Annotated in this window: 13 protein-coding genes; 9 read left to right on the forward strand and 4 right to left on the reverse strand. The window is 63.1% G+C overall.

Features of this window, described 5'->3' with window-relative positions:
- Positions 1-150: 150 nt before the first annotated feature.
- Both NKJ91_RS11650 and NKJ91_RS11655 read left to right on the forward strand, forming a co-directional pair.
- Complete coding sequence (locus tag NKJ91_RS11650) at positions 151-345, forward strand: hypothetical protein (RefSeq protein WP_352455670.1); 195 nt, start codon at positions 151-153, stop codon at positions 343-345.
- Between the two features lie 13 nt (positions 346-358).
- A complete protein-coding gene (locus tag NKJ91_RS11655; protein WP_352455671.1) occupies positions 359-769 on the forward strand; it encodes a DUF1287 domain-containing protein in 411 nt (136 codons plus the stop codon).
- 12 nt (positions 770-781) lie between these two features.
- Here the strand turns inward: NKJ91_RS11655 and NKJ91_RS11660 are convergent, their stop codons facing one another.
- A complete protein-coding gene (locus NKJ91_RS11660) occupies positions 782-3106 on the reverse strand; it encodes an NADP-dependent malic enzyme (protein ID WP_352455672.1) in 2325 nt (774 codons plus the stop codon).
- Between the two features lie 275 nt (positions 3107-3381).
- Here NKJ91_RS11660 and NKJ91_RS11665 point away from each other — a divergent pair, with 275 nt between their 5' ends.
- Entirely contained in the window at positions 3382-3906 is a 525-nt protein-coding gene (locus tag NKJ91_RS11665; protein ID WP_352455673.1) for a GrpB family protein, read from the forward strand.
- A 107-nt stretch (positions 3907-4013) separates the two neighbouring features.
- Here the strand turns inward: NKJ91_RS11665 and NKJ91_RS11670 are convergent, their stop codons facing one another.
- On the reverse strand, positions 4014-4793 hold the full coding sequence (locus NKJ91_RS11670) for an SDR family oxidoreductase (protein ID WP_352455674.1): 780 nt from the start codon (positions 4791-4793) through the stop codon (positions 4014-4016).
- Between the two features lie 118 nt (positions 4794-4911).
- Between NKJ91_RS11670 and NKJ91_RS11675 the strand changes: the two genes are divergently transcribed.
- Positions 4912-5733, forward strand: a complete 822-nt coding sequence (locus NKJ91_RS11675; RefSeq protein ID WP_023720072.1) for a UDP-2,3-diacylglucosamine diphosphatase — start codon at positions 4912-4914, stop codon at positions 5731-5733.
- A gap of 127 nt (positions 5734-5860) precedes the next feature.
- Positions 5861-7078: an MFS transporter gene (locus NKJ91_RS11680; protein ID WP_352455675.1), complete on the forward strand. Its 1218-nt coding sequence runs from the start codon at positions 5861-5863 to the stop codon at positions 7076-7078.
- Here the strand turns inward: NKJ91_RS11680 and dgcA are convergent.
- Positions 7049-8032: an N-acetyl-D-Glu racemase DgcA gene (dgcA, locus tag NKJ91_RS11685; protein WP_352455676.1), complete on the reverse strand. Its 984-nt coding sequence runs from the start codon at positions 8030-8032 to the stop codon at positions 7049-7051. The two genes, NKJ91_RS11680 and dgcA, sit on opposite strands and share 30 nt — an antisense overlap.
- Before the next feature lie 78 nt (positions 8033-8110).
- Between dgcA and NKJ91_RS11690 the strand changes: the two genes are divergently transcribed.
- From NKJ91_RS11690 to NKJ91_RS11705, 4 genes are read left to right on the forward strand one after another with little or no spacing between them, the layout of a single operon-like run.
- The gene (locus NKJ91_RS11690) at positions 8111-9295 is read left to right on the forward strand and encodes an ABC transporter permease (RefSeq protein ID WP_352455677.1); all 1185 of its coding nucleotides are present in this window, start codon (positions 8111-8113) and stop codon (positions 9293-9295) included.
- Between the two features lies 1 nt (position 9296).
- Positions 9297-10115, forward strand: a complete 819-nt coding sequence (locus tag NKJ91_RS11695; RefSeq protein ID WP_352455678.1) for an ABC transporter ATP-binding protein — start codon at positions 9297-9299, stop codon at positions 10113-10115.
- A gap of 13 nt (positions 10116-10128) precedes the next feature.
- Positions 10129-11502, forward strand: coding sequence for an MlaD family protein (locus tag NKJ91_RS11700; RefSeq protein ID WP_352455679.1), 1374 nt, complete (start codon positions 10129-10131; stop codon positions 11500-11502).
- A 37-nt stretch (positions 11503-11539) separates the two neighbouring features.
- Positions 11540-12193 (forward strand): ABC-type transport auxiliary lipoprotein family protein, encoded by a 654-nt coding sequence (locus tag NKJ91_RS11705; RefSeq protein ID WP_051406244.1) that lies wholly within the window; start codon positions 11540-11542, stop codon positions 12191-12193.
- Between the two features lie 104 nt (positions 12194-12297).
- On the opposite strand, the gene NKJ91_RS11710 is transcribed toward NKJ91_RS11705, so the two are convergent.
- The gene (locus NKJ91_RS11710; RefSeq protein WP_352455680.1) at positions 12298-18684 is read right to left on the reverse strand and encodes an apolipoprotein A-IV repeat region-like domain-containing protein; all 6387 of its coding nucleotides are present in this window, start codon (positions 18682-18684) and stop codon (positions 12298-12300) included.
- Positions 18685-18802: the final 118 nt, after the last annotated feature.

Below are 18802 nucleotides of genomic sequence, written 5' to 3' on the forward strand. Positions count from 1 at the left end.
TGCGCGGCTTCGACCACGACCAGCGCTGTCATATCGACCACGCCGCACGACATACTCGGACAGAGCCACGACCGAGACATCCTGGCGATGCACGAAAAAGGCGTATTCGCCCAGAAGAATGCCCGGATCCAGAATGCCCGGAGGCTTGGCATGACCGCGATTACCCGTCGAGCCGCAGTGCAGTTTGGTCTTTTGTGCCTGGCGATGCCGGATGCCATGGCGCAGGAAAAGCCCATCACGCCGGATTGGGGTACCAAATTGGTCGAAGCTGCCCGTGAGCAGATCGGCGTCACCATACTCTACGATCCGACCTATACACGCCTGGCCTATCCGGGGGGACGTTGAGCCCGAGCGGGGTGTGTGCACGGATGTCGTGATCCGTGCCTATCGCCGCGCCTTCGATCTCGACCTGCAAGAATTGGTGCATGAGGATATGCGGGCCAATTTTGCCGCCTATCCGAAGGCTTGGGGCTTGAAGGCGCCCGACCGCAACATCGACCACCGCCGTGTGCCCAACCTTGCGGTCTATTTCGAGCGGCGCGGTGCTGCCTTGCCCGTCAGCCAAGATCCGGCCGACTATCGGCCAGGGGATCTCATCGCCCAGATGCTGCCCGGCAATCTGTCGCATATTGCCATCGTGTCGTCCAATCGCTCCACTTTGGTACCGACAAGAAGACTGGTCATTCACAATATTGGCGGCGGCGCCAGGGAAGAGGACACTTTGTTTGCCTTCAGGCAGACAGGGCATTTCCGGTTCAGGCCAATCTGAGAAAGCCCGCGGCTACCCCAGATCGACGATGGCTTGCGCCTTATGCGCGGCTTCGACCACTGCCAGTGCCGTCATGTTGACGACGCCGCGCGAGGTGACCGACGGCGTCAATATGTGCGCCGGGCTGTCGGTGCCGAGCAGGATCGGGCCGACATGCAGCGCGTCCATCATCGTGCGCAGTGCCGTCAGCGTGATGTTCGCCGAATCGAGATTGGGAAACACCAGCAGATTGGCTTCGCCCTTCAGCCGCGAATGCGGATAGACGCGTTGGCGCAGCTGCTCCGATAGTGCCGAGTCGGCATGCATCTCGCCGTCGCATTGCAGGTCGGGCGCGATGCGCGCCAGGATTGCCGCTGCCTGCCGCATCTTCATGGCGCTTGGCGAATCGCGGGAGCCGAAATCAGAATGCGACAGTAGCGCTGCCTTGGGCTCGATGCCGAAACGCTGAATTTCCTCGGCCGCCAAAACGGTCATTTCCGCAATTTCTTCGGCGGTCGGGTCGACGGAGACATGGGTATCGGTGAGGAAAATGATGCCGCGCTGCGAGATCAGCATGGAAAGCGTCGACAGGTCGCGATCCCTAATGCCGGCGCGTGGCCCGATGATCAGCGTGACGTTGCGCAAATGGCGCTCGAAACGGCCTTCGAGCCCGCAGACCATGGCGTCGGCGTCGCCGCGCTTCAGGGCAAGGGCGGCGATCACCGTATTGTCGGTGCGCACCATAGTGCGCGCGGCTTCCGTCGTCACCCCACGCCGGCCGGCAAGCTCGATCAAAAGGTCGACATAGTGGCGGTAACGCGGATCGTCTTCCGGGTTGATCAGGCCGAAATCGACGCCCGGCTTGATGCGCAGCCCGTAGCGCTTCAGCCGCACCTCGATGACATGCGGGCGGCCGATCAGGATCGGTTCGGCAATGCCTTCCTCGAGCACGACCTGCGCGGCGCGAAGCACGCGCTCGTCCTCGCCGTCGGCATAAATGACGCGCTTGGAGCTCGACGTCTTGGCCATCGAGAATACCGGCTTCATGACCAGGCCGGAGCGGAAGACGAAGCGGTTCAGCTTGTCGATATAGGCGGCGAAATCGGTGATCGGCCGGGTCGCGACGCCGGTCTCGCAGGCTGCCTTAGCGACGGCAGGGGCAATGCGCAGGATCAGCCGCGGATCGAAAGGCGAGGGGATCAGGAACTCCGGACCAAAGATCGGCGTCTCGCTGGAATAGGCACGCGCGGCAACGTCGGACGGCTCTTCGCGGGCAAGCGCTGCAATCGCTCGCACGGCAGCCATTTTCATCTCTTCGTTGATGGCGCTTGCGCCGCAATCCAGCGCGCCACGGAAGATGTAAGGAAAACAGAGTACGTTGTTGACTTGGTTGGGGAAATCGGAGCGGCCCGTGCAGATCATCGCGTCGGGCCGCGCTGCCCGCGCCGCTTCCGGCATGATCTCGGGATTGGGATTGGCCAGCGCCAGGATCAGCGGCTTGGGCGCCATGTGGTGGAGCAATTCCGGCTTCAGCACGCCGGCGGCAGACAGGCCGAGAAACACGTCGGCGCCGGGCAGAACGTCGGCCAGCGTGCGCGCCTCGGTGTCCTTCACATAGGGGTCTTTCCAGCGGTCCATCTCCTCGACGCGGCCCCTATGGGCGACCCCGAACCGGTCGGTGACCCAGATGTTTTCGACCCGCGCGCCGAGCGAGACCAGAAGGTTGAGGCACGCAAGCGCCGCAGCACCTGCGCCCGACGTGACGATCTTGATGTCGGCGATGGACTTGCCGGCGAATTCCAGCCCATTGAGCACAGCGGCGGCGACGATGATGGCGGTGCCGTGCTGGTCGTCATGGAAGACCGGTATGCCCATGCGGGCTTTCAACTGTTCCTCGACTTCGAAGCATTCGGGCGCCTTGATGTCTTCCAGGTTGATGCCGCCGAAGGTTGGTTCCAGCGCCGAGATCGTCTCGACCATGCGCTCGATGCCCGGTGCATCGATCTCAATGTCGAAGACATCGATGCCGGCGAATTTCTTGAACAGCACCGCTTTGCCCTCCATCACCGGCTTGGAGGCGAGCGGACCGATATTGCCGAGGCCGAGCACCGCCGAACCGTTAGTGACGACGCCAACAAGATTGGCGCGGGCTGTATAGTCGGCAGCGGTTGCCGGATCGTCGCGGATTTCAAGGCAGGGGGCGGCGACACCCGGCGAATAGGCAAGCGCCAGGTCGCGCTGGTTGCCGAGCGGCTTCGTCGCCTGGATTTCAAGTTTTCCGGGACGGGGGTGCTTGTGGAAGTAGAGCGCTGCTTCGTCGAGGTCGGATCGGGCCGCCTTCTTGCTTTCGCCTGTCATGACGGCCGCCTCCTCAGTTCAGTCCGTTTGGTGTTTTGAGTCTCTTAGCATGCAGCCGAGGCTTTTCGAGAGCTGATATGTCGCAAGCGCGAGCTTACGGCTTCGCATCGCCGGCCAGTGCGGCCTGCCATTGAAATCTCGAACAACGGGCGGCGAGCTGCGCCGCCGCCCAGTTGAATGTCTGCTAAGGTGGTTTGCAGGCGGTCCGCTTTCTGGCAGATATTGAATGGACCGGACGTTTGCAGACCTGTCCGCAATTCATGAGGAGTCAGAGTTTGCCCCCACCGATCCCCGTTCGCCTGGCACCCCATAATGCGAGCTGGGCCACCCGTGCTGCCAGCGAAGCAGATCGGCTGCAACAGCAGGCGGCTTCGATCCTTCAGGTCCACCACATCGGCTCAACCTCCATCCCCGGCATTGCCGCCAAGCCTGTCCTTGACCTGATGCCCGTCGTTTCGAACCTGGCGGCGCTGGATGCCGAACAGGCAGCCATTGAAGCCCTTGGCTATGAATGGCATGGCGCCTACGGCATGGAAGGACGACGCTATTGCACCCTACACGATCAGGTAACGGGCGAGCGGGTCGTTCAAATTCACTGCTTCGTCGACGGCGACCCCGCCATCCGCAGACATCTTGCCTTTCGCGACCTTCTGCGCAGTTCGCCTAGCATTGCAGAGGAGTATGAGCGAGAGAAGCGGCGATGTGCTGCGCTGCATCCCGAAGACAGCCACGCCTATTCCGACTGCAAAGACGCCTGGATAAAACGTGTCGAAGCAATGGCACTCAGCCGCTATCCCTGAGAACACGTCTATCGTCCGCATCAGAGCTCGCCAGAGACACGAACGAACGTCTTAGCAGGGTCGTTTCCCGCCGTTCCCCAGCGGATACCAAGCGTTAGATATTCCCGCTAGAACGCGCTGACATACAGGCCGCCGTCGACCGGTATGTTCTGCCCGGTCAGGTAACCGGCATGGACCGAGCACAGGAAGGCGCAGATCTCACCGAATTCCTCGGGTGTGCCCAGCCGTTTGGCCGGAACGTCGGCGCTGATGCGAGCTTTGCGCGCGGCGGCCGCTGCCGGATCTTCGGGCGTGCCGGCCTCCTTCGGATCACGCAGCCGGTCGGTGTCGAGCTTGCCTGGCAGCATGTTGTTGATGGTCACGTTGCGGTCGGCCACCGTGCGCGCCACGCCGGCCAGGAACGAGGTGAGGCCGGCGCGGGCGCCGGACGACAGGTCAAGGCCGGGAATCGGGACATAGACCGATAGCGAGGTGATGTTGACGATGCGGCCGAAGCCGCGCGCCGCCATGCCGTCGATCACGGCCTGAACCAGTTCGACAGGGGTCACCATGTTCTGGGTGACGCCCTCGAGGATCTTTTCGCGGTCGAGCGCGCGGAAATCGCGAAACGGCGGACCGCCATTGTTGTTGATGAGGATGTCGGGATCGGGGCAGGCGGCAAGCAGCGCCTTCTGGACATCGGGCTTGGATACGTCGCCGACGATTTCGGTCACCTTGACGCCGAATTTCTCGCGCAGTTCAGCGGCGGTTTTGGCCAGCACGTCGGCGTTGCGGCCATTGACCACCAGATCGCAACCTGCCTCTGCCAGTGCCATGGCGCAGCCGCGTCCCAAGCCTTTGCTGGAAGCGCAGACTATGGCCTTCTTGCCGCGAATGCCGAGATCCATGGTGATTTTCTCCTCTGATTGCCGCGGCAACCTATCCGGATGGCTGGACCAATCGCAACCGTCATACGGTTGTTGCATGAATCGGGGCATAGCCTCACCGAAGCAACGGTGACAAATGATGTCCGGCGCAGAGCCCCGCACTTTCCGCAGCATGTTCATCTCCGACGTCCATCTCGGATCGAAGGCGGCGAAGGCCGAGTTCCTGATCGATTTCCTGCGCCATCACGATGCCGATATCATCTATCTCGTCGGCGACATCGTCGACGGCTGGCGCTTGAGACGGAGCTGGCATTGGCCGCAGAGCCACAATGACGTCGTCCAGAAGTTGCTGCGCAAGGCGCGCAAGGGCGCCAGTATCACCTACATCGCCGGAAACCATGACGAGTTCGCGCGCCAGTTCCAGGGCGTTCACTTCGGCGGCATTGTCGTCGCCGACCGCGCCATCCATGAGACCGCCGATGGCAAACGCCTTCTTGTCATCCATGGCGACCAGTTCGACACCGTCGTCCATAATGCGCGCTGGCTGGCCTATCTTGGCGACTACGCCTATGACGCGGCGATGCTGGTCAACCGCGTCATCACGCGCCTGCGCCAGGTGCTCGGCCTGCCTTACTGGTCGTTCTCGTCCTGGGCCAAGGTCAAGGTCAAGAAGGCGGTGAATTTCATCGGCTCGTTCCAGACCGTGCTGACCGAGGAGGCGCGCCGCTCGCATGTCGACGGCGTGATCTGCGGGCACATCCACCATGCCGCGATCGAAAGCTATGAGGACGTGCAATATATCAACACCGGCGATTGGGTGGAGAGCTGCACGGCGGTGGTCGAGCATTTTGACGGCCGGATGGAGATCCTGCACTGGGCGCATGTCCTGCCGGAGACTCCGGTCGGCAGCGAGGTGCTCGTACCGATCGACATCAAGGGCAGGGCAGTCCAGGCGGCTTGACCAAATCCGGCCGCATCTCGCTTCAATCGGTTAGTCCAGCGGTTTCATCGACTTTTTCGCCGTGTTAAGCAGCGGCAGGTGTGGCGGGCCGACCCGGCTGAATGCCGTGCCGACGGATCGCCTGTCAATGTCCTCGCTGCCGCCGCTTTCGCCCGAACAGCTCGTTAAGCCACGCCATTTCGAACTGCGCATGAGCTTGATCTTCTTTACGCTCTTCGTTCCGCTCGGGGCGCATGTGCCGTATTTCCCGCTGTGGCTGCAGGCGAAGGGGTTCCATGCCGAACAGATAGCCGTGATCCTCGCCGCGCCGATGTTCCTGCGCGTGGCGACGACGCCTTTTCTTACTGCGCTGGCAGACAAAGCGAGCGACCGCGCCAATGTCTATGTTGCGCTGGTCGCCGCATCGCTGATCCTGTCCGCCGGCTACCTCCTGCCGCCGACCTACGCAACGGTACTTGCCGTGTCGTTGGCCCTGACGGTCGTCTGGACGCCGCATTCGCCGATTGCCGATTCGCTCGCCCTTTCAGGTGTTCGCCGCTTCGGCTCGAATTACGCAAGCATGCGCAAATGGGGCTCGATCTCCTATCTCTGCGCCAATCTCGCCGGCGGTTTCATCCTGTCGGCGAGCGGTGCCCAGGCTGTCCCGGTGATCATCTTCGCGGCGCTGTGTGCCGCGCTAGCCGCCGGACTGATTGCGCCGCGCCTCGGCCGTCCACGCCGCGCCTCGCCGCTTTCGGCCGCCGATATCCAGCAATCGGCACCGAAACTCCTCAACCGGTACTTCCTCTATTTTTCGACAGGCGTCGGCGTCATCACCGCCAGCCACGCATTTCTCTACGGTTTCGTGTCGATCTACTGGAAGTCGATCGGCATCAGCGATTCGGTTGTCGGGCTTCTGTGGGGGTGGGGCGTCGTCGCCGAGATATGCATGTTCGTCGTTTTCACCCGCGCTTTCGCCTCCTTCTCGGTCGTCTCGATCATGCTGATTGCCGGGATTGGCGCAATCGTGCGCTGGTTCGCCTTTCCGCTGATCTGGCCGCTTGGGCTTGGCGTTGGCGGGTTTTTCGCGATCCAGACGCTGCACGCGGTTTCGGTGGCGCTGGTGCTGATCGGCCTGCAAAAGATGATCGGTGAGACGGTCGCGGAAGAACGCACCGGGGCGGCGCAAGGCATCGCCTACTTCTCCAATGGCTTCTTCATGGCGGCGGCGACGCTGATTTCCGGTCCTCTTTACGACCGCTTCGGCGCGAATGGCTTCTTTGCGATGATCCCGATCGCTCTGACGGGCCTGGCTCTGATCGGGCTTGCCGCGCGTTCAGCCCCACAGCGCCCGCTCGGGCGGTGACACCAGCGAACCTTGGTAGACGAGACCGGGAACGCGGTCGCGGGCCAGCAGCAGCGGACCGTCGAGATCGACGAAATCGGCATCCTGCGCCAACAGCACGGCCGGCGCCATCGCAAGCGATGTGCCGACCATACAGCCGACCATGACACCAAGAGCCAGTTCGCGGGCGCGGTCGCGAAGCACGAGTGCAGCGGTCAGGCCACCCGATTTGTCGAGCTTGATGTTGACGGCGTCGTAAAGGCCGACAAGCGCTTCAAGGTCCTTCGCCTCGTGCACGCTTTCGTCGGCACAGATCGGTACCGGATGCGCGATGTGGCGAAGAATACCGTCATGTCCCGCCGGCAGCGGCTGTTCGATCAAGGCGATACCGTGCTCGGCGGCAAAGGCGAGGTTTGCGACGATATTGTCGTCATTCCAGCCCTCATTGGCGTCGAGAATGATTCGGCTGTCGGGTGCTGCCGCCGTCACTGCACGGATGCGCGCGATGTCGTTGTCGCCGCCGATCTTGACCTTGAGTAGCGGGCGCTGGGCGTTAGCGCGGGCCTGCGCCGCCATCGCCTCCGGCTCGGCGAGCGACAATGTATACGCCGTCTCAAGCGGTCGTAACGGAACGGTTCGTATCGTATGCGCCACCGGTGTTCCGCTGATCTTCGCTTCCAGGTCCCAGAGCGCGCAGTCGATGGCACTGCGTGCCGCGCCGGCAGGCATGGCATCGAGCAGGGCGATGCGGCTGATGCCGCGCGCGATCTCGCTGCGCATCGCCTCGATCGCGTCGCGCACACCCTCCATGGTTTCGCCATAGCGCTTGTAAGGGACGCATTCGCCGCGGCCTGTACGGCCGTTTTCGGCAATGGCACAGGAAATCACCTCAGCTTCGGTCTTCGAGCCGCGCGAAATGGTGAATGTCCCGGCGATGGGAAAGCGCTCGGCCTCGACCGAAATGACACGCGCCATATTTTTCTGCTCCGGCTGTGCAACAAGGAGGATATCGGCAAATCGACAGGTCGGCCCCGTCAGGCTAAACAGGACGCCATGTTGACTATCCGCAAACGCGACGCAAGCGGCCCTGCCAAGGAGCCCGACCACCAGCCGCGCATCGCGATCGGCGAGGAGGGCGGCGTTCTCGGCTGCGCTTTCTCGGGAACCTGGACGACGCGCACCGTGGCGCTGGTCGATGCCGAGATGCGCAAGATCGAGAAGCGCGGCGGCTTCAAGACGCTGGCGCTCGACCTTTCACAAATCGAGAAGATGGACACTGCCGGGGCGTGGCTGATCGACCGCCTGGTCAGCAGCTTCGAAAAGAAGGGCGTCGAGATCACGATGCAGGGGCAAAGCGAGATTGCCTCGATCCTGCTCGGCGCCGTCGGTGATGCGGTCCGACGCGAGGCCGAATCAGGTCCGGCAAAGCCGCCCAACTTCATCATTCGCGGGCTCGAGGCGGTTGGCCGGCGCGTTTATGAGATGCGCGACGATTTCCTGGCCGCAATGAATATCCTCGGCGCCACGATACGCGGCTCTCAGATGAAGCTTGGCCGTGGCCATGGCGTCAACATGGCGGCGATCTTCAACCAGATCGATCGTATGGGTGTCGGCGCCATACCGGTAGTCGTGCTGATGTCGGCCATCGTCGGTGCGATCGTCGCCCAGCAAGGCGCTTATCAGCTCAGCTATTTCGGCGCCGACATCTTCGTCGTCGACCTGGTCGGGGTGCTGATCCTGCGCGAGCTCGGCGTGCTGATGACGGCGATCATGATCGCCGGCCGCTCCGGCAGTGCGATCACCGCCGAGATCGGCTCGATGAAGATGCGCGAGGAGGTCGATGCGCTGAAGGTGATCGGTCTTAATCCAATCGGCGTGCTGGTGTTTCCGCGGCTGGTCGCGCTGGTCATCGCGCTGCCTTGCCTGACGATCGTCGCCAACTTTGCCGCGCTGGGCGGCGGCATTTTGGCTGCATGGCTCTACTCCGATATTGCACCGGCAGCGTTCATCGACCGGCTGCGTGTCGCAATCGACCTCAGCACCATCTTTGCCGGCCTGATCAAGGCGCCGTTCATGGCCATGATCATCGGCATAATCGCCTCGGTCGAGGGCATGAAGGTTGGCGGCAGCGCCGAATCGCTTGGCCAGCATGTGACCGCCTCAGTGGTGAAGTCGATCTTCGTGGTCATTATCCTCGACGGGCTTTTCGCCATGTTCTATGCAGCGATCGAGTTCTGAGATGGCGCTGCCGGGCACAAACACGACCAAGGTGGCGGCGAAAGCCAAAGAAGACGAGATCGTGCTGTCGGCGCACGACGTCACGGTGTCGTTCGCCGATCAGGTCGTTCTCGACAAACTGTCGCTCGATATCTGGCGCGGGGAGATTCTCGGCTTCGTCGGTGCCTCCGGTGCCGGCAAATCTGTTCTCTTGCGCACCATCCTTGGCTTGACGCGCAAGCAATCGGGAACAATCAAACTGTTCGGCGTCGACGTCGAGAAGGCAACCGAAAGGGAGCGCCTTCGCATCGACATGCGGCTTGGCGTGCTGTTCCAGCATGGCGCCCTTTTTTCGGCGCTGACGGTCCTCGAAAACGTCCAGGTGCCGATGCGTGAATATCTCGATTTACCGAAGAAGCTGATGGACGAACTTGCCATGCTCAAGGTCGAGCTGGTCGGACTGCCGCCGGAGGCGGCGCAGAAATTCCCCTCCGAGCTCTCCGGCGGCATGATCAAGCGTGCCGCCCTGGCGCGCGCCCTGGCACTCGACCCGGATATCGTTTTCCTCGACGAACCGACGTCCGGGCTCGATCCGATCAGCGCGGCTGAGTTCGACGAATTGGTCGTCAAGCTGCGCGATACGATGGATTTGACCGTGTATATGGTCACGCACGATCTCGACACGCTGTTTACGGCGTGCGACCGCGTGGCGGTGCTCGGCAACAAGAAAGTGCTGGTCGAGGGCACGATCGACGACATGCTCAGGAGCGAGGAACCCTGGGTAAAATCCTATTTCCGCGGAAAACGCGCCCGGCAACTTGATCTTGCGGCGCGCGCATAGCCATAAGTGAGCAATGGAAACCAGAGCCAACTACGTCATTGTCGGCATTTTCACGCTGGCCGCGATCCTGGCGGCCTTCGCTTTCGTCTATTGGACGGCGGCGATCGGCGACAGGGGTGAGACGGCGATGCTGCGCGTGCGCATCCCGGGCTCGGCTTCCGGCCTTGGTCGCGGCAGCTTCGTGCTGTTCAACGGCGTCAGGGTCGGTGAGGTCAAGCGTGTCTATATCGACCTCAACAATCCGACCGCCGCCATCGCCGACACCGAGATCGGCCGGAATACGCCGATCACCAAGTCGACGCAGGCCGATATCGGGATCGTCAGCCTCGCCGGCCAGGCCAGTATCGAATTGAAGGGCGCCGACCCCAAGGAAGTGAACCTTCTCGACCAGGCGGAAGCGGAGGGCAAGGTCGCCGAGATCGTCGCCAATCCGTCGGCGGTCACCAACCTTTTGCAAACGGCGCAGAACATCTTCACCCGCGCCGACAAGGTCCTTTCGGAGCTCGAAGGCTTCACCAAGGATGTTCGCGGGCCGCTGACGCAAACCGTCAACAATGTCCAGACCTTCTCCGATGCACTGGCCAGGAATGCGGACGGCGTCGACAAGTTCCTGGCCAGCGTCAGCTCGCTGGCGGACGAACTGAAGGGTGTTTCGGGCAAGCTCGACGGCACCCTGAAGGCGGCGGAAGGGCTACTCAACGCCGTCGACAAGGACCAGATCAAGAGCATCGTCGCCAATGTCGACACGGTCACTTCCAACCTCAAGGAAACCAGCAAGCAGTTCGACACGGTCATCAAGAACGTGGACACCGCGGTCGGCTCGATCAACGACTTCGCCCAGAAGACGCAAGGCACGCTGGCCAAGGTCGACGGCGTTCTCGACGGCATCGATCCGGCTGAGGTTCGCACCGCACTGGCCAATATCCAAAAGGCCAGCGAAAACGCCAACGAGGCTGCCGCCGACATCGCCAAGGTGACCAACAAGTTCGCCAACCGAGCCGACGACATCGACGAAACCATCAAAGACGCGCACCAGCTCGCAGGACGCCTCAACGATGCCTCGGTGCGAGTCGACGGTATCCTTGCCAAGGTCGACAAACTGCTCGGCTCCGGTCAGGCCGATGGCGTCATGGCCGATGCCAGGGCGACGCTGAAATCGTTCAAGCAGGTCGCCGACACGCTGAACGCCCGCCTCGGCACCATCACCGACAATCTGGCGCGGTTCTCGGGACAGGGGCTGCAAAACGTCGAATCGCTGGTCCAGGACAGCCGTCGTTCGATCAACCGCATCGAAGAGGCGGTGACCGACCTCAGCCGCAATCCACAGCGGATCCTGTCCGGCGGCGAGGGTGAGGTCCGGCAGTTCGACGGCAGGGTGCGCCGTTGACTTCGGTCTGCGCCCACCGCAAGAACATAGCTTGCGGATGCGCGTTGTTTCCACGATCCGGGGGGGATCGCGTTTGAAGTCGATCAGTTCAGGCAGCGTCAGATCGAGTGGGTTCAAGGCCGGAGCGGCACTGCTGGCGCTTTCGCTCGCCGGCTGCGCGGCGCTGGGCGGCAAGCCGGCGCCGCTGGATACGTTTGAGCTTTCGGCGCCGTCGCTGGAAGCGCGTGCCCACAGCCGCCGCCAGATCCTCATCGCCCAGCCATCGGCGCTCAAGGCGCTGGATAGCCAGAACATCGTCATCAAGCCGTCGCCGCGATCGATCCAGTATCTCAAGGGCGCGCAATGGGCCGACCGGCTGCCGATGATCGTACAGGCGCGGCTGGCTGAGACCTTCCAGCGCTCGGGCAGCTTTACCGGCGTCGGCAAGCCGGGCGAGGGGCTGGCGATCGACTATCAGGTGATCGTCGAAATCCGTTCGTTCGAAGTTCGGGTCGACGGCGGCGAACATGCCGAGGTCGAGCTGTTCGTGCGCCTGTTGAACGATCGCAACGGTGAAGTGCGCGCTTCGAAGACGTTTAGCGCCATCGCGCCCGTTTCGGGCAATGGCAACCAGGCCTATGTCGGCGCGCTCGATGCCGCGTTCGGCGATGCGGCCGGGCAAATCGTCCGCTGGACGGACACCGTGATCTGACACAGCCGGAACTGCCGGCACGGCACTCTACTGCGCCAATGGAATTCAGTACGGCATGAAAAAGGCGGGAAATCCCGCCTTTTCGTTTGTTCTCTGTCGCCCGCTTAGTGCAGGCGGCCGCTGGCGTGGGCCAGCATGGTGTAGACCTTGCCGGTATCCGACGTCAGGTAGGTCTGCGCCATGATGTTGTCGCGGTCGTTGCGCGACACGTCCTTGAGCAGCTTTTCGAAATCGTCGCAGTAACGATCGACAGCAGCGCGGAACTCCGCCTCTGACTGATATTTGCGGCGGATCTCGTCGAACGTCTGCTGGCCCTTCAGCGTGTAAAGTCGGCGCGTGAAGACGTCGCGCTCGCCGCGCCGGTAGCGGTTCCACAGCTCGATCGAGGCATCGTGATCGATGGCGCGTGCGATATCGACCGAGAGCGAGTTCAGCGATTCCACGACATGAAGCGGCGAACGCGCAGCGGGAGCCGGGCGCGGCGCTTCGGCAGGCGCTGCCGGCTTGGCGTCGTCTTCGCGTGATGCACCGGTCAGGAGGTCACGCACCCAACCGCCCTGCGGCGTGCGGCCGTTGGGGTCGCGCTGGCGCGGCGCTTGGTCTGCGGGACGTTCGAGGTCGAGCGTGCCGCGCAGCGCCGTCTCGCCCGAAGGCGCCTGTGGTGCACGGCGCTGTTCTGGAGCCGGAGCCGGGCGACGTGGCGGTTCGGCGGGGCGTGCGGCAGGCGCTTGCGGCGTCGGACGCAGGTTGCGCTGTTCCGAACTGTCGGTGCTGCGGCCAGATTTGGCAACGATTTCAGAAAGTTCCTTCAGCGCGTTGATCTGCTCTGAAACGGCACGGCGGATAGCCGTGGTTGATTCCTTTGCCTCTTCCGGCATCTCGATGACGCCTTTCTTGAGCTCGGCGCGGGTGAGGTCGAGCTCGCTCTTGATCGAGCCGGCGGTACGCCGCATCTCCTCGGTCGCATCGGCAAAGCGCTTGGTGGCCGAATCGACCACTTCGGAAATCGCGGTACGGATCTTGTCGGCGGATTCCAGCGTCTTGCCTTCGGCGTTCTGCAGCGTCTGGCCGACCAGATTCTCGAACGAGCGCATGACCCTTTCGAGATCTTCCGATTTCTTGACAAGGCCGACCGCGAGGTCCTCCAGTGACGATTGCCTTTCGAGCGTGTGCTCGAGATTGCTCTGGGCCGAGCTCAACAGGTCCGAGGCACTGGAAAGCAACCGGCTGTGCTCGTCGAACTTGGTGGCGATAGAGGCAACCTCGCGCAAGGTCGAGGACGACAGCTCGGTGAGCCGCGTCGTGTTCGAATCGACCAGGCGCGCCGAGCTGGCGAAGGTCTGCGCGGTCTTTTCGGTAGTCGCTGCGAAGCTTTGCGTGCTGCCGGTCAGGCGTTCGTCGACCTGGCCGAGATTGGTCGCCGCCTGCTCGATCAACTGACCGAGCTGCGAGCTGGAGGTGGTCATGCGGCCGATGAGGTCGGCAACGCTGTCGGCAAGCGTCGAGCGCGCGCCTTCGACGGCCGACAGGGTTTCGGCCGTACGGCTGGCGAGGGCGTCGACGAGGGCGGCGTTTTGAGTGCGCAGCTTCTCGGTCGCACGTTCGGTGACCTCTTCCATGCTCTTTTGCAGCTCGGAGCCGCCCTGGGCGAAGCGCTCGACCAGAGGCCGTGCCGTCTCGTCCAGGATTTTCGATATTTCGGCCGAACGTGCCGCAAGCATCGTATTGAGCTCGCGAGTATTGGCACCGATGGTCTTTGCAGCGTCATTGGTGCTCTGGCCGATATGCTGGCCGACCGCGGTGAAGGTTTCGGCGATCGAGTTGGCGCGCGAGACCAACTGCGCCTCGGCATTCGAGACCTGTTCGTTGAGCTTTTGGCCCATTGTCTCGGCGGAGTAGGCGAGGCGGTTCTCGACGCTGGCGACCTGCTCCTCGACGCGGACCGCTGTGGCGGCGGCACTCGATGCCAGGCGTTCGTCGGCACCGGCAAGCAGTTGCTCGATTTCACGGGCATGGACGGCGAGTTCCTGGCCAGTCTGCCTGGCGCGTTCGGCAACCCGCTGCTCGGTGCTGGTGAAGGCACCGACAATGGTGTCGGCATGTTCGCCGATGGCGGTGCTGCTGTCGGCAATGCGGGACACCAGACGATGATCCGCCTCCTCGAAGATGCGGCCGATCTCGGACGCACGGGCCGAAAGTGCTTCGGAGCCTTCGGCAATGCGCGAAATAAGTTGCTGGTCGGCGGCATCGAAAATGCGACCGAGATCCGACGCGCGTGCCGCGAGCGCTTCGGCGGATTCGCCGATGCGCACGCCCAGCCGCACGTCGGCCGTTTCGAAATTGCGCAGGATGTCGCCGGCACGTGCCGCCAGCGACTGGGCCGTTTCGATGGCGCGAGAGACCAGCCTGTGGTCCGCCGCGTCGAAGGTGCCGGCAATCTCACTTGCTCTGGCTGCCAGCTGATCGGCCGTTTCCTGGGCACGCGCGAGCAAGCTGTTCGACGTGTCGTCGACGCGGGCAATCAGTGCGCTCGACGTATCCTCGGCGCGGGCGGCGAGGCGACGATCCGCCTCTTCAAAGGTGCGGGCGATGTCCTCCGCCCTGGCGAGCAGGGCGGCCGAGGTCTGCTCGGCGCGCTCGGCGATCTTGCGGTCGGCATCGCTGAATGCCGCGCCCGCCTGCTCATGCAGCGCGCTGGTAACTTCCATGACCTTCTCGCGCAGCGCGCCGGCGACGAAGACCGCGCTTCTTTCGAGCACACTGCGCACGTTGTCGACACCCGTCGACAGCGCCCGCTCCATTGTGCTGGCGCGCTCTTCAATGATGCCTGTCTGCCGGCTGAACGCCTGCTCGATCTTTTCTACGTCCGCAGCGATCGCATCGGAGATGTCGGTGCTCCTGGCGGCGATCTGGTCGATATGGCCGGACAGCGAACGGTCGACGTCCTTGCGCGTTTCGGCGAGCCTGGAGAGATCGTCCTGCAATGCGCGGGTCAGCATGTCGCGGCCCTCGCTCAACTTGCCGACATGACCGGCGACGATCTCGTCGACCTCGCTGCGGCTCATTGCAAGCCTCTCCAGGTCGGCTTCCAACGCGCGCCTGAGGATGTCGCGGCCTTCCGCCAGTTTCTCGACCTGGCCGGCAACCAGCCCATCGATGCTCGAGCGGCTTTCGGCCAGCTTGGCGAGATCGTCCTCGAGCGCCTTCGACAGGGTCGAGCGGTCCTGGACGAGCTTCTCTGCGTGGGTAGCGACAAGGCTGTTGACGTTGCCGAGATCGGCTTCCAGGGCACGCGAAAATTGTGCGCGATTGTCGGTCAATAGCTGCGACTGGTCGGCGATGGCGCCCCTGATCGTGCTGAGATCGGCCTCCAAAGCGCGCTTGAGGATGTCGCGGCCTTCGGCCAGTTTCTCGACCTGGCCGGAAACCAGTCCGTCGATGCTCGAGCGGCTTTCGGCCAGCTTGGCAAGATCGTCTTCCAGCGCGCGCTTGAGGATGTCGCGACCCTCGGCCAGCTTCTCGACCTGGCCTGCGACCAGCCCGTCGATGCTCGACCGGCTCCCTGCCAGCCTGGCAAGATCGTCCTCGAGCGCCTTCGACAGGGCCGAACGGTCCTCGGCGAGCTTGTTCATATGTTCGGAGACGACGCCCCGCACGGTCTCGAGATCGGTCTCCAGTGCCCGCGACAGCTGACCGCGATCCTCCGCCAGCTTCTCGGATTGGCCGGCGATGACATCCTTGACAGTGCTCAGATCGGCTTCGAGCGCACGCTTGAGGATGTCGCGGCCCTCTGCCAGCTTTTCGACCTGGCCGGCAACCATCACATCGATGCTCGAGCGGCTTTCGGCCAACTTGCCGAGATCGTCTTCGAGCGCCTTCGACAGGGTCGAGCGGTCTTCGGCGAGCTTGTTCATGTGATCGGAGACAACGCCCCGCACGGCCTGCAGGTCGCTCTCCAGTGCCCGCGACAGCTGGCCACGGTCTTCCGCCAGCTTTTCGGACTGGCCGGCGATGACGCCCTTGATCGCGTTCAGGTCCGATTCCAGCGCGCGCTTGAGGATGTCGCGGCCTTCGGCCAGCTTCTCGACCTGGCCGGCAACCAGCCCATCGATGCTCGACCGGCTTTCGGCCAGCTTGGCAAGATCGTCTTCAAGCGTCTTCGAAAGCAGGCTGCGGTCATCGGCGAGCCTGCCAGAATGATCGGCGATCAGGCTCCTGATGTCGGACAGGTCGTTATCGAGTGACTGGGAAAGGCCGCTGCGGTCTTGCGCCAATTTCGCCGAATGCGCCTCGATGAGGCCATTGATGCCGGCGATGTCGGCTTCCAGCGCGCTGGCGAGTATGGCGCGACCCTCGGCGATCTTTTCGACCTGACCGGCGACGAGGCCGTCGATGCTGGCGCGACTCTCTGCCAGCTTGCCGAGGTCGGCCTCGAGCGCGCGCGAAAGGATGCTGCGGCCTTCGGCGAGCTTGCCGACGTGCCCGGCAACCATTTCATCAATTATCGTACGAGCTTGCACGAGTTTTCCGGAGTCTTCGTTCAAGGCCTGGGCAAGCCTGTTGCGACCCTCTTCAAGGCTTTCGAGATGGCTGCCCAGCGAAGCGTCGATCGCTGCGCGCGATTCGTTGACCTTGCGCAGATCCTCTTCAAGGGCGCGCGAGATCAGGCCGCGGCCTTCGGCTAGCTTCTGCACCTGGTTAGCCACCGCTGCGTCGACTTCGGCGCGACCTTCGGCGAACTTCGCCAGATCGGCCTGCATTGCCGCCGCCATCCGGTCGCGGCTTTCGGAAAGCTTGCGGCTGTGGTTCTCGACGGCTTCCTCGATGCCGGCGCGAGCATCGGCAAGCCGCTGGATGTCCGTATCGAACGAACGCGATACGACATGGCGCGCCGCTTCCATGCGCCCGGCGAAATCGCCGGCGCGGGCTTCAAGCATGGTCGAGGTCGATGAAATGATGTCGGCCATGTCGGCGCCGATCTGGGTCTTGCCCTGATCGATCATCGCCGACAGCGTCTCCTTGCTATCCTGGAAGGTGTGGGCGATTTCGCGCGCGCGCTCGACCAGCGTCTCGTTGATCTGGCGTGCGCGAGCCTCCAGCGCGGCGTTGAGCTTCTGCGTGCCGGTGTCGAGCGCCTCGGCCCGCGTCTGGAACTCGCTGATCAGCGCCTGGCCACGTTCAGCAAGCGTCCGCTCGATGCCGTTGAGGCTGGCTTCGAATTCCGAATTGAGTGTGCGGGCGGCACCGCCGAGCAGCGACACCATGCCGCTCGTGCGGTCGTCGAGCAGGTCGGTCAGTGACCGCGTCAGGCCATCGGTGGTGTCCGTCAGCTTGGCGATCCGGGTGTCGAGCAGGCTGGCGAAGGCCTCGCCCGACGTCGACAGCCGATCGGTGATCGATTCGAGCCGGCCTTCCACCGAATCGAAGATCGACATCGAGCTTCCGTTGATCCTGTCGATCAGCGTGTCGCCGGATTCGTTGATCGTCATCGACAGCTTGGTCGAGGCGTTGAGAATGCTGTCGCGAATGATATCGCTGGCGGCGTTGATCTCGTCTTTCAGTGTCTCGTGGGCGCCGGTGATCGAGGCGCGCACGCGCTCGGCATGGGTGACGACCGCTTCGCGCTCGCTGCCCAGCCCGTCGACCAGCGAGCGGATGCGGGACTCGTTCTCTGAATAGGAGCGCTCGATCTGGTTCACCTCGCTGTGGACCAGCGTTTCGAGCTCGACGGCACGCGCAAGCGTGCGTTCGATGCCTTCGCCCATGGCTGCCACCTCGCGGCGAACCGCTTGGCCGATCATCATGACGCGATCCTGGGCAAGATTTTCCGGCTCGGCCAGACGGAAGGCCACCTCGGTCATCGACTGCGCGGCAAGGCGCATCTCCTGAGCGCGGCGAATCATCACTGCGAATGCCCAGAACAGGATGACGGGCACGATTGCCGCGACCGCCAGGCCGATCAGCTCCGGACGGGCGAAAAACTGATCGAAGGTGCGGATGTTCCAGATGCCAGGTCCGAACAACAGGTTCGCAAGGCCGCCAGCGCCGGCGATCCAGGCCAGCGAAACGAAAGCCACGACCCAGTAGATCGTGTTCGAGGCGCGCCGATTGAGGGTGTGCAGGAGCGTCTTATAGTCTTTTTGACGATCGTCGTTGGCCGGCGAGAAAGCTGCCGGCTGCGAGCCATTGCGCGTTGCGACAGGACGCAACTCAGCCTGCTTGGCCTTTGGCGCGGGATTTGCGATCTGGCTTTGATTGGCGGCAGGTGCCGCGTTCTGGGTCTGGTCCAGGGCAGGCGCTTCGTTCTGGCTGCGACCTTCGCGCGCCAGCTCGTCGGCGGCTTGCGATATTTGCGCTTCGAGATCTTCCATGGATGCAGCCATGTCGAAGTCGCCGCCGGCATCGCCGCTCAGATCGATCTCAAGTGCCTTTTCAAGTTCCCTGGCTACGTCGCTGTCGAGCGTTCTTGTCGTCGTTGGTTTCTTCGCCATGCCTTCGCTACCCTGTACAAGCTGCCGCGGGACTTATGGTTCTGCTTATTGATTGTGCCTAGCGTGTCCCGCGCAGGAGGCTGAAAATGGACCTGTCGTATCGTAATGACACAGCCGG

The sequence above is a fragment of the Mesorhizobium sp. M0040 genome (genome assembly GCF_040323505.1).
Taxonomy (GTDB): domain Bacteria; phylum Pseudomonadota; class Alphaproteobacteria; order Rhizobiales; family Rhizobiaceae; genus Mesorhizobium.

Excerpts from the sequence above, each read along its gene's own strand:
- NKJ91_RS11660 (WP_352455672.1), bottom strand. The coding sequence starts at position 3,106 with ATGACAGGCGAAAGCAAGAAGGCGGCCCGATCCGACCTCGACGAAGCA.
- NKJ91_RS11675 (WP_023720072.1), top strand. The coding sequence starts at position 4,912 with ATGTCCGGCGCAGAGCCCCGCACTTTCCGCAGCATGTTCATCTCCGAC.
- NKJ91_RS11670 (WP_352455674.1), bottom strand. The coding sequence starts at position 4,793 with ATGGATCTCGGCATTCGCGGCAAGAAGGCCATAGTCTGCGCTTCCAGC.
- NKJ91_RS11650 (WP_352455670.1), top strand. The coding sequence starts at position 151 with ATGACCGCGATTACCCGTCGAGCCGCAGTGCAGTTTGGTCTTTTGTGC.
- dgcA (WP_352455676.1), bottom strand. The coding sequence starts at position 8,032 with ATGGCGCGTGTCATTTCGGTCGAGGCCGAGCGCTTTCCCATCGCCGGG.
- NKJ91_RS11690 (WP_352455677.1), top strand. The coding sequence starts at position 8,111 with ATGTTGACTATCCGCAAACGCGACGCAAGCGGCCCTGCCAAGGAGCCC.
- NKJ91_RS11695 (WP_352455678.1), top strand. The coding sequence starts at position 9,297 with ATGGCGCTGCCGGGCACAAACACGACCAAGGTGGCGGCGAAAGCCAAA.
- NKJ91_RS11705 (WP_051406244.1), top strand. The coding sequence starts at position 11,540 with ATGCGCGTTGTTTCCACGATCCGGGGGGGATCGCGTTTGAAGTCGATC.
- NKJ91_RS11710 (WP_352455680.1), bottom strand. The coding sequence starts at position 18,684 with ATGGCGAAGAAACCAACGACGACAAGAACGCTCGACAGCGACGTAGCC.
- NKJ91_RS11680 (WP_352455675.1), top strand. The coding sequence starts at position 5,861 with ATGTCCTCGCTGCCGCCGCTTTCGCCCGAACAGCTCGTTAAGCCACGC.
- NKJ91_RS11700 (WP_352455679.1), top strand. The coding sequence starts at position 10,129 with ATGGAAACCAGAGCCAACTACGTCATTGTCGGCATTTTCACGCTGGCC.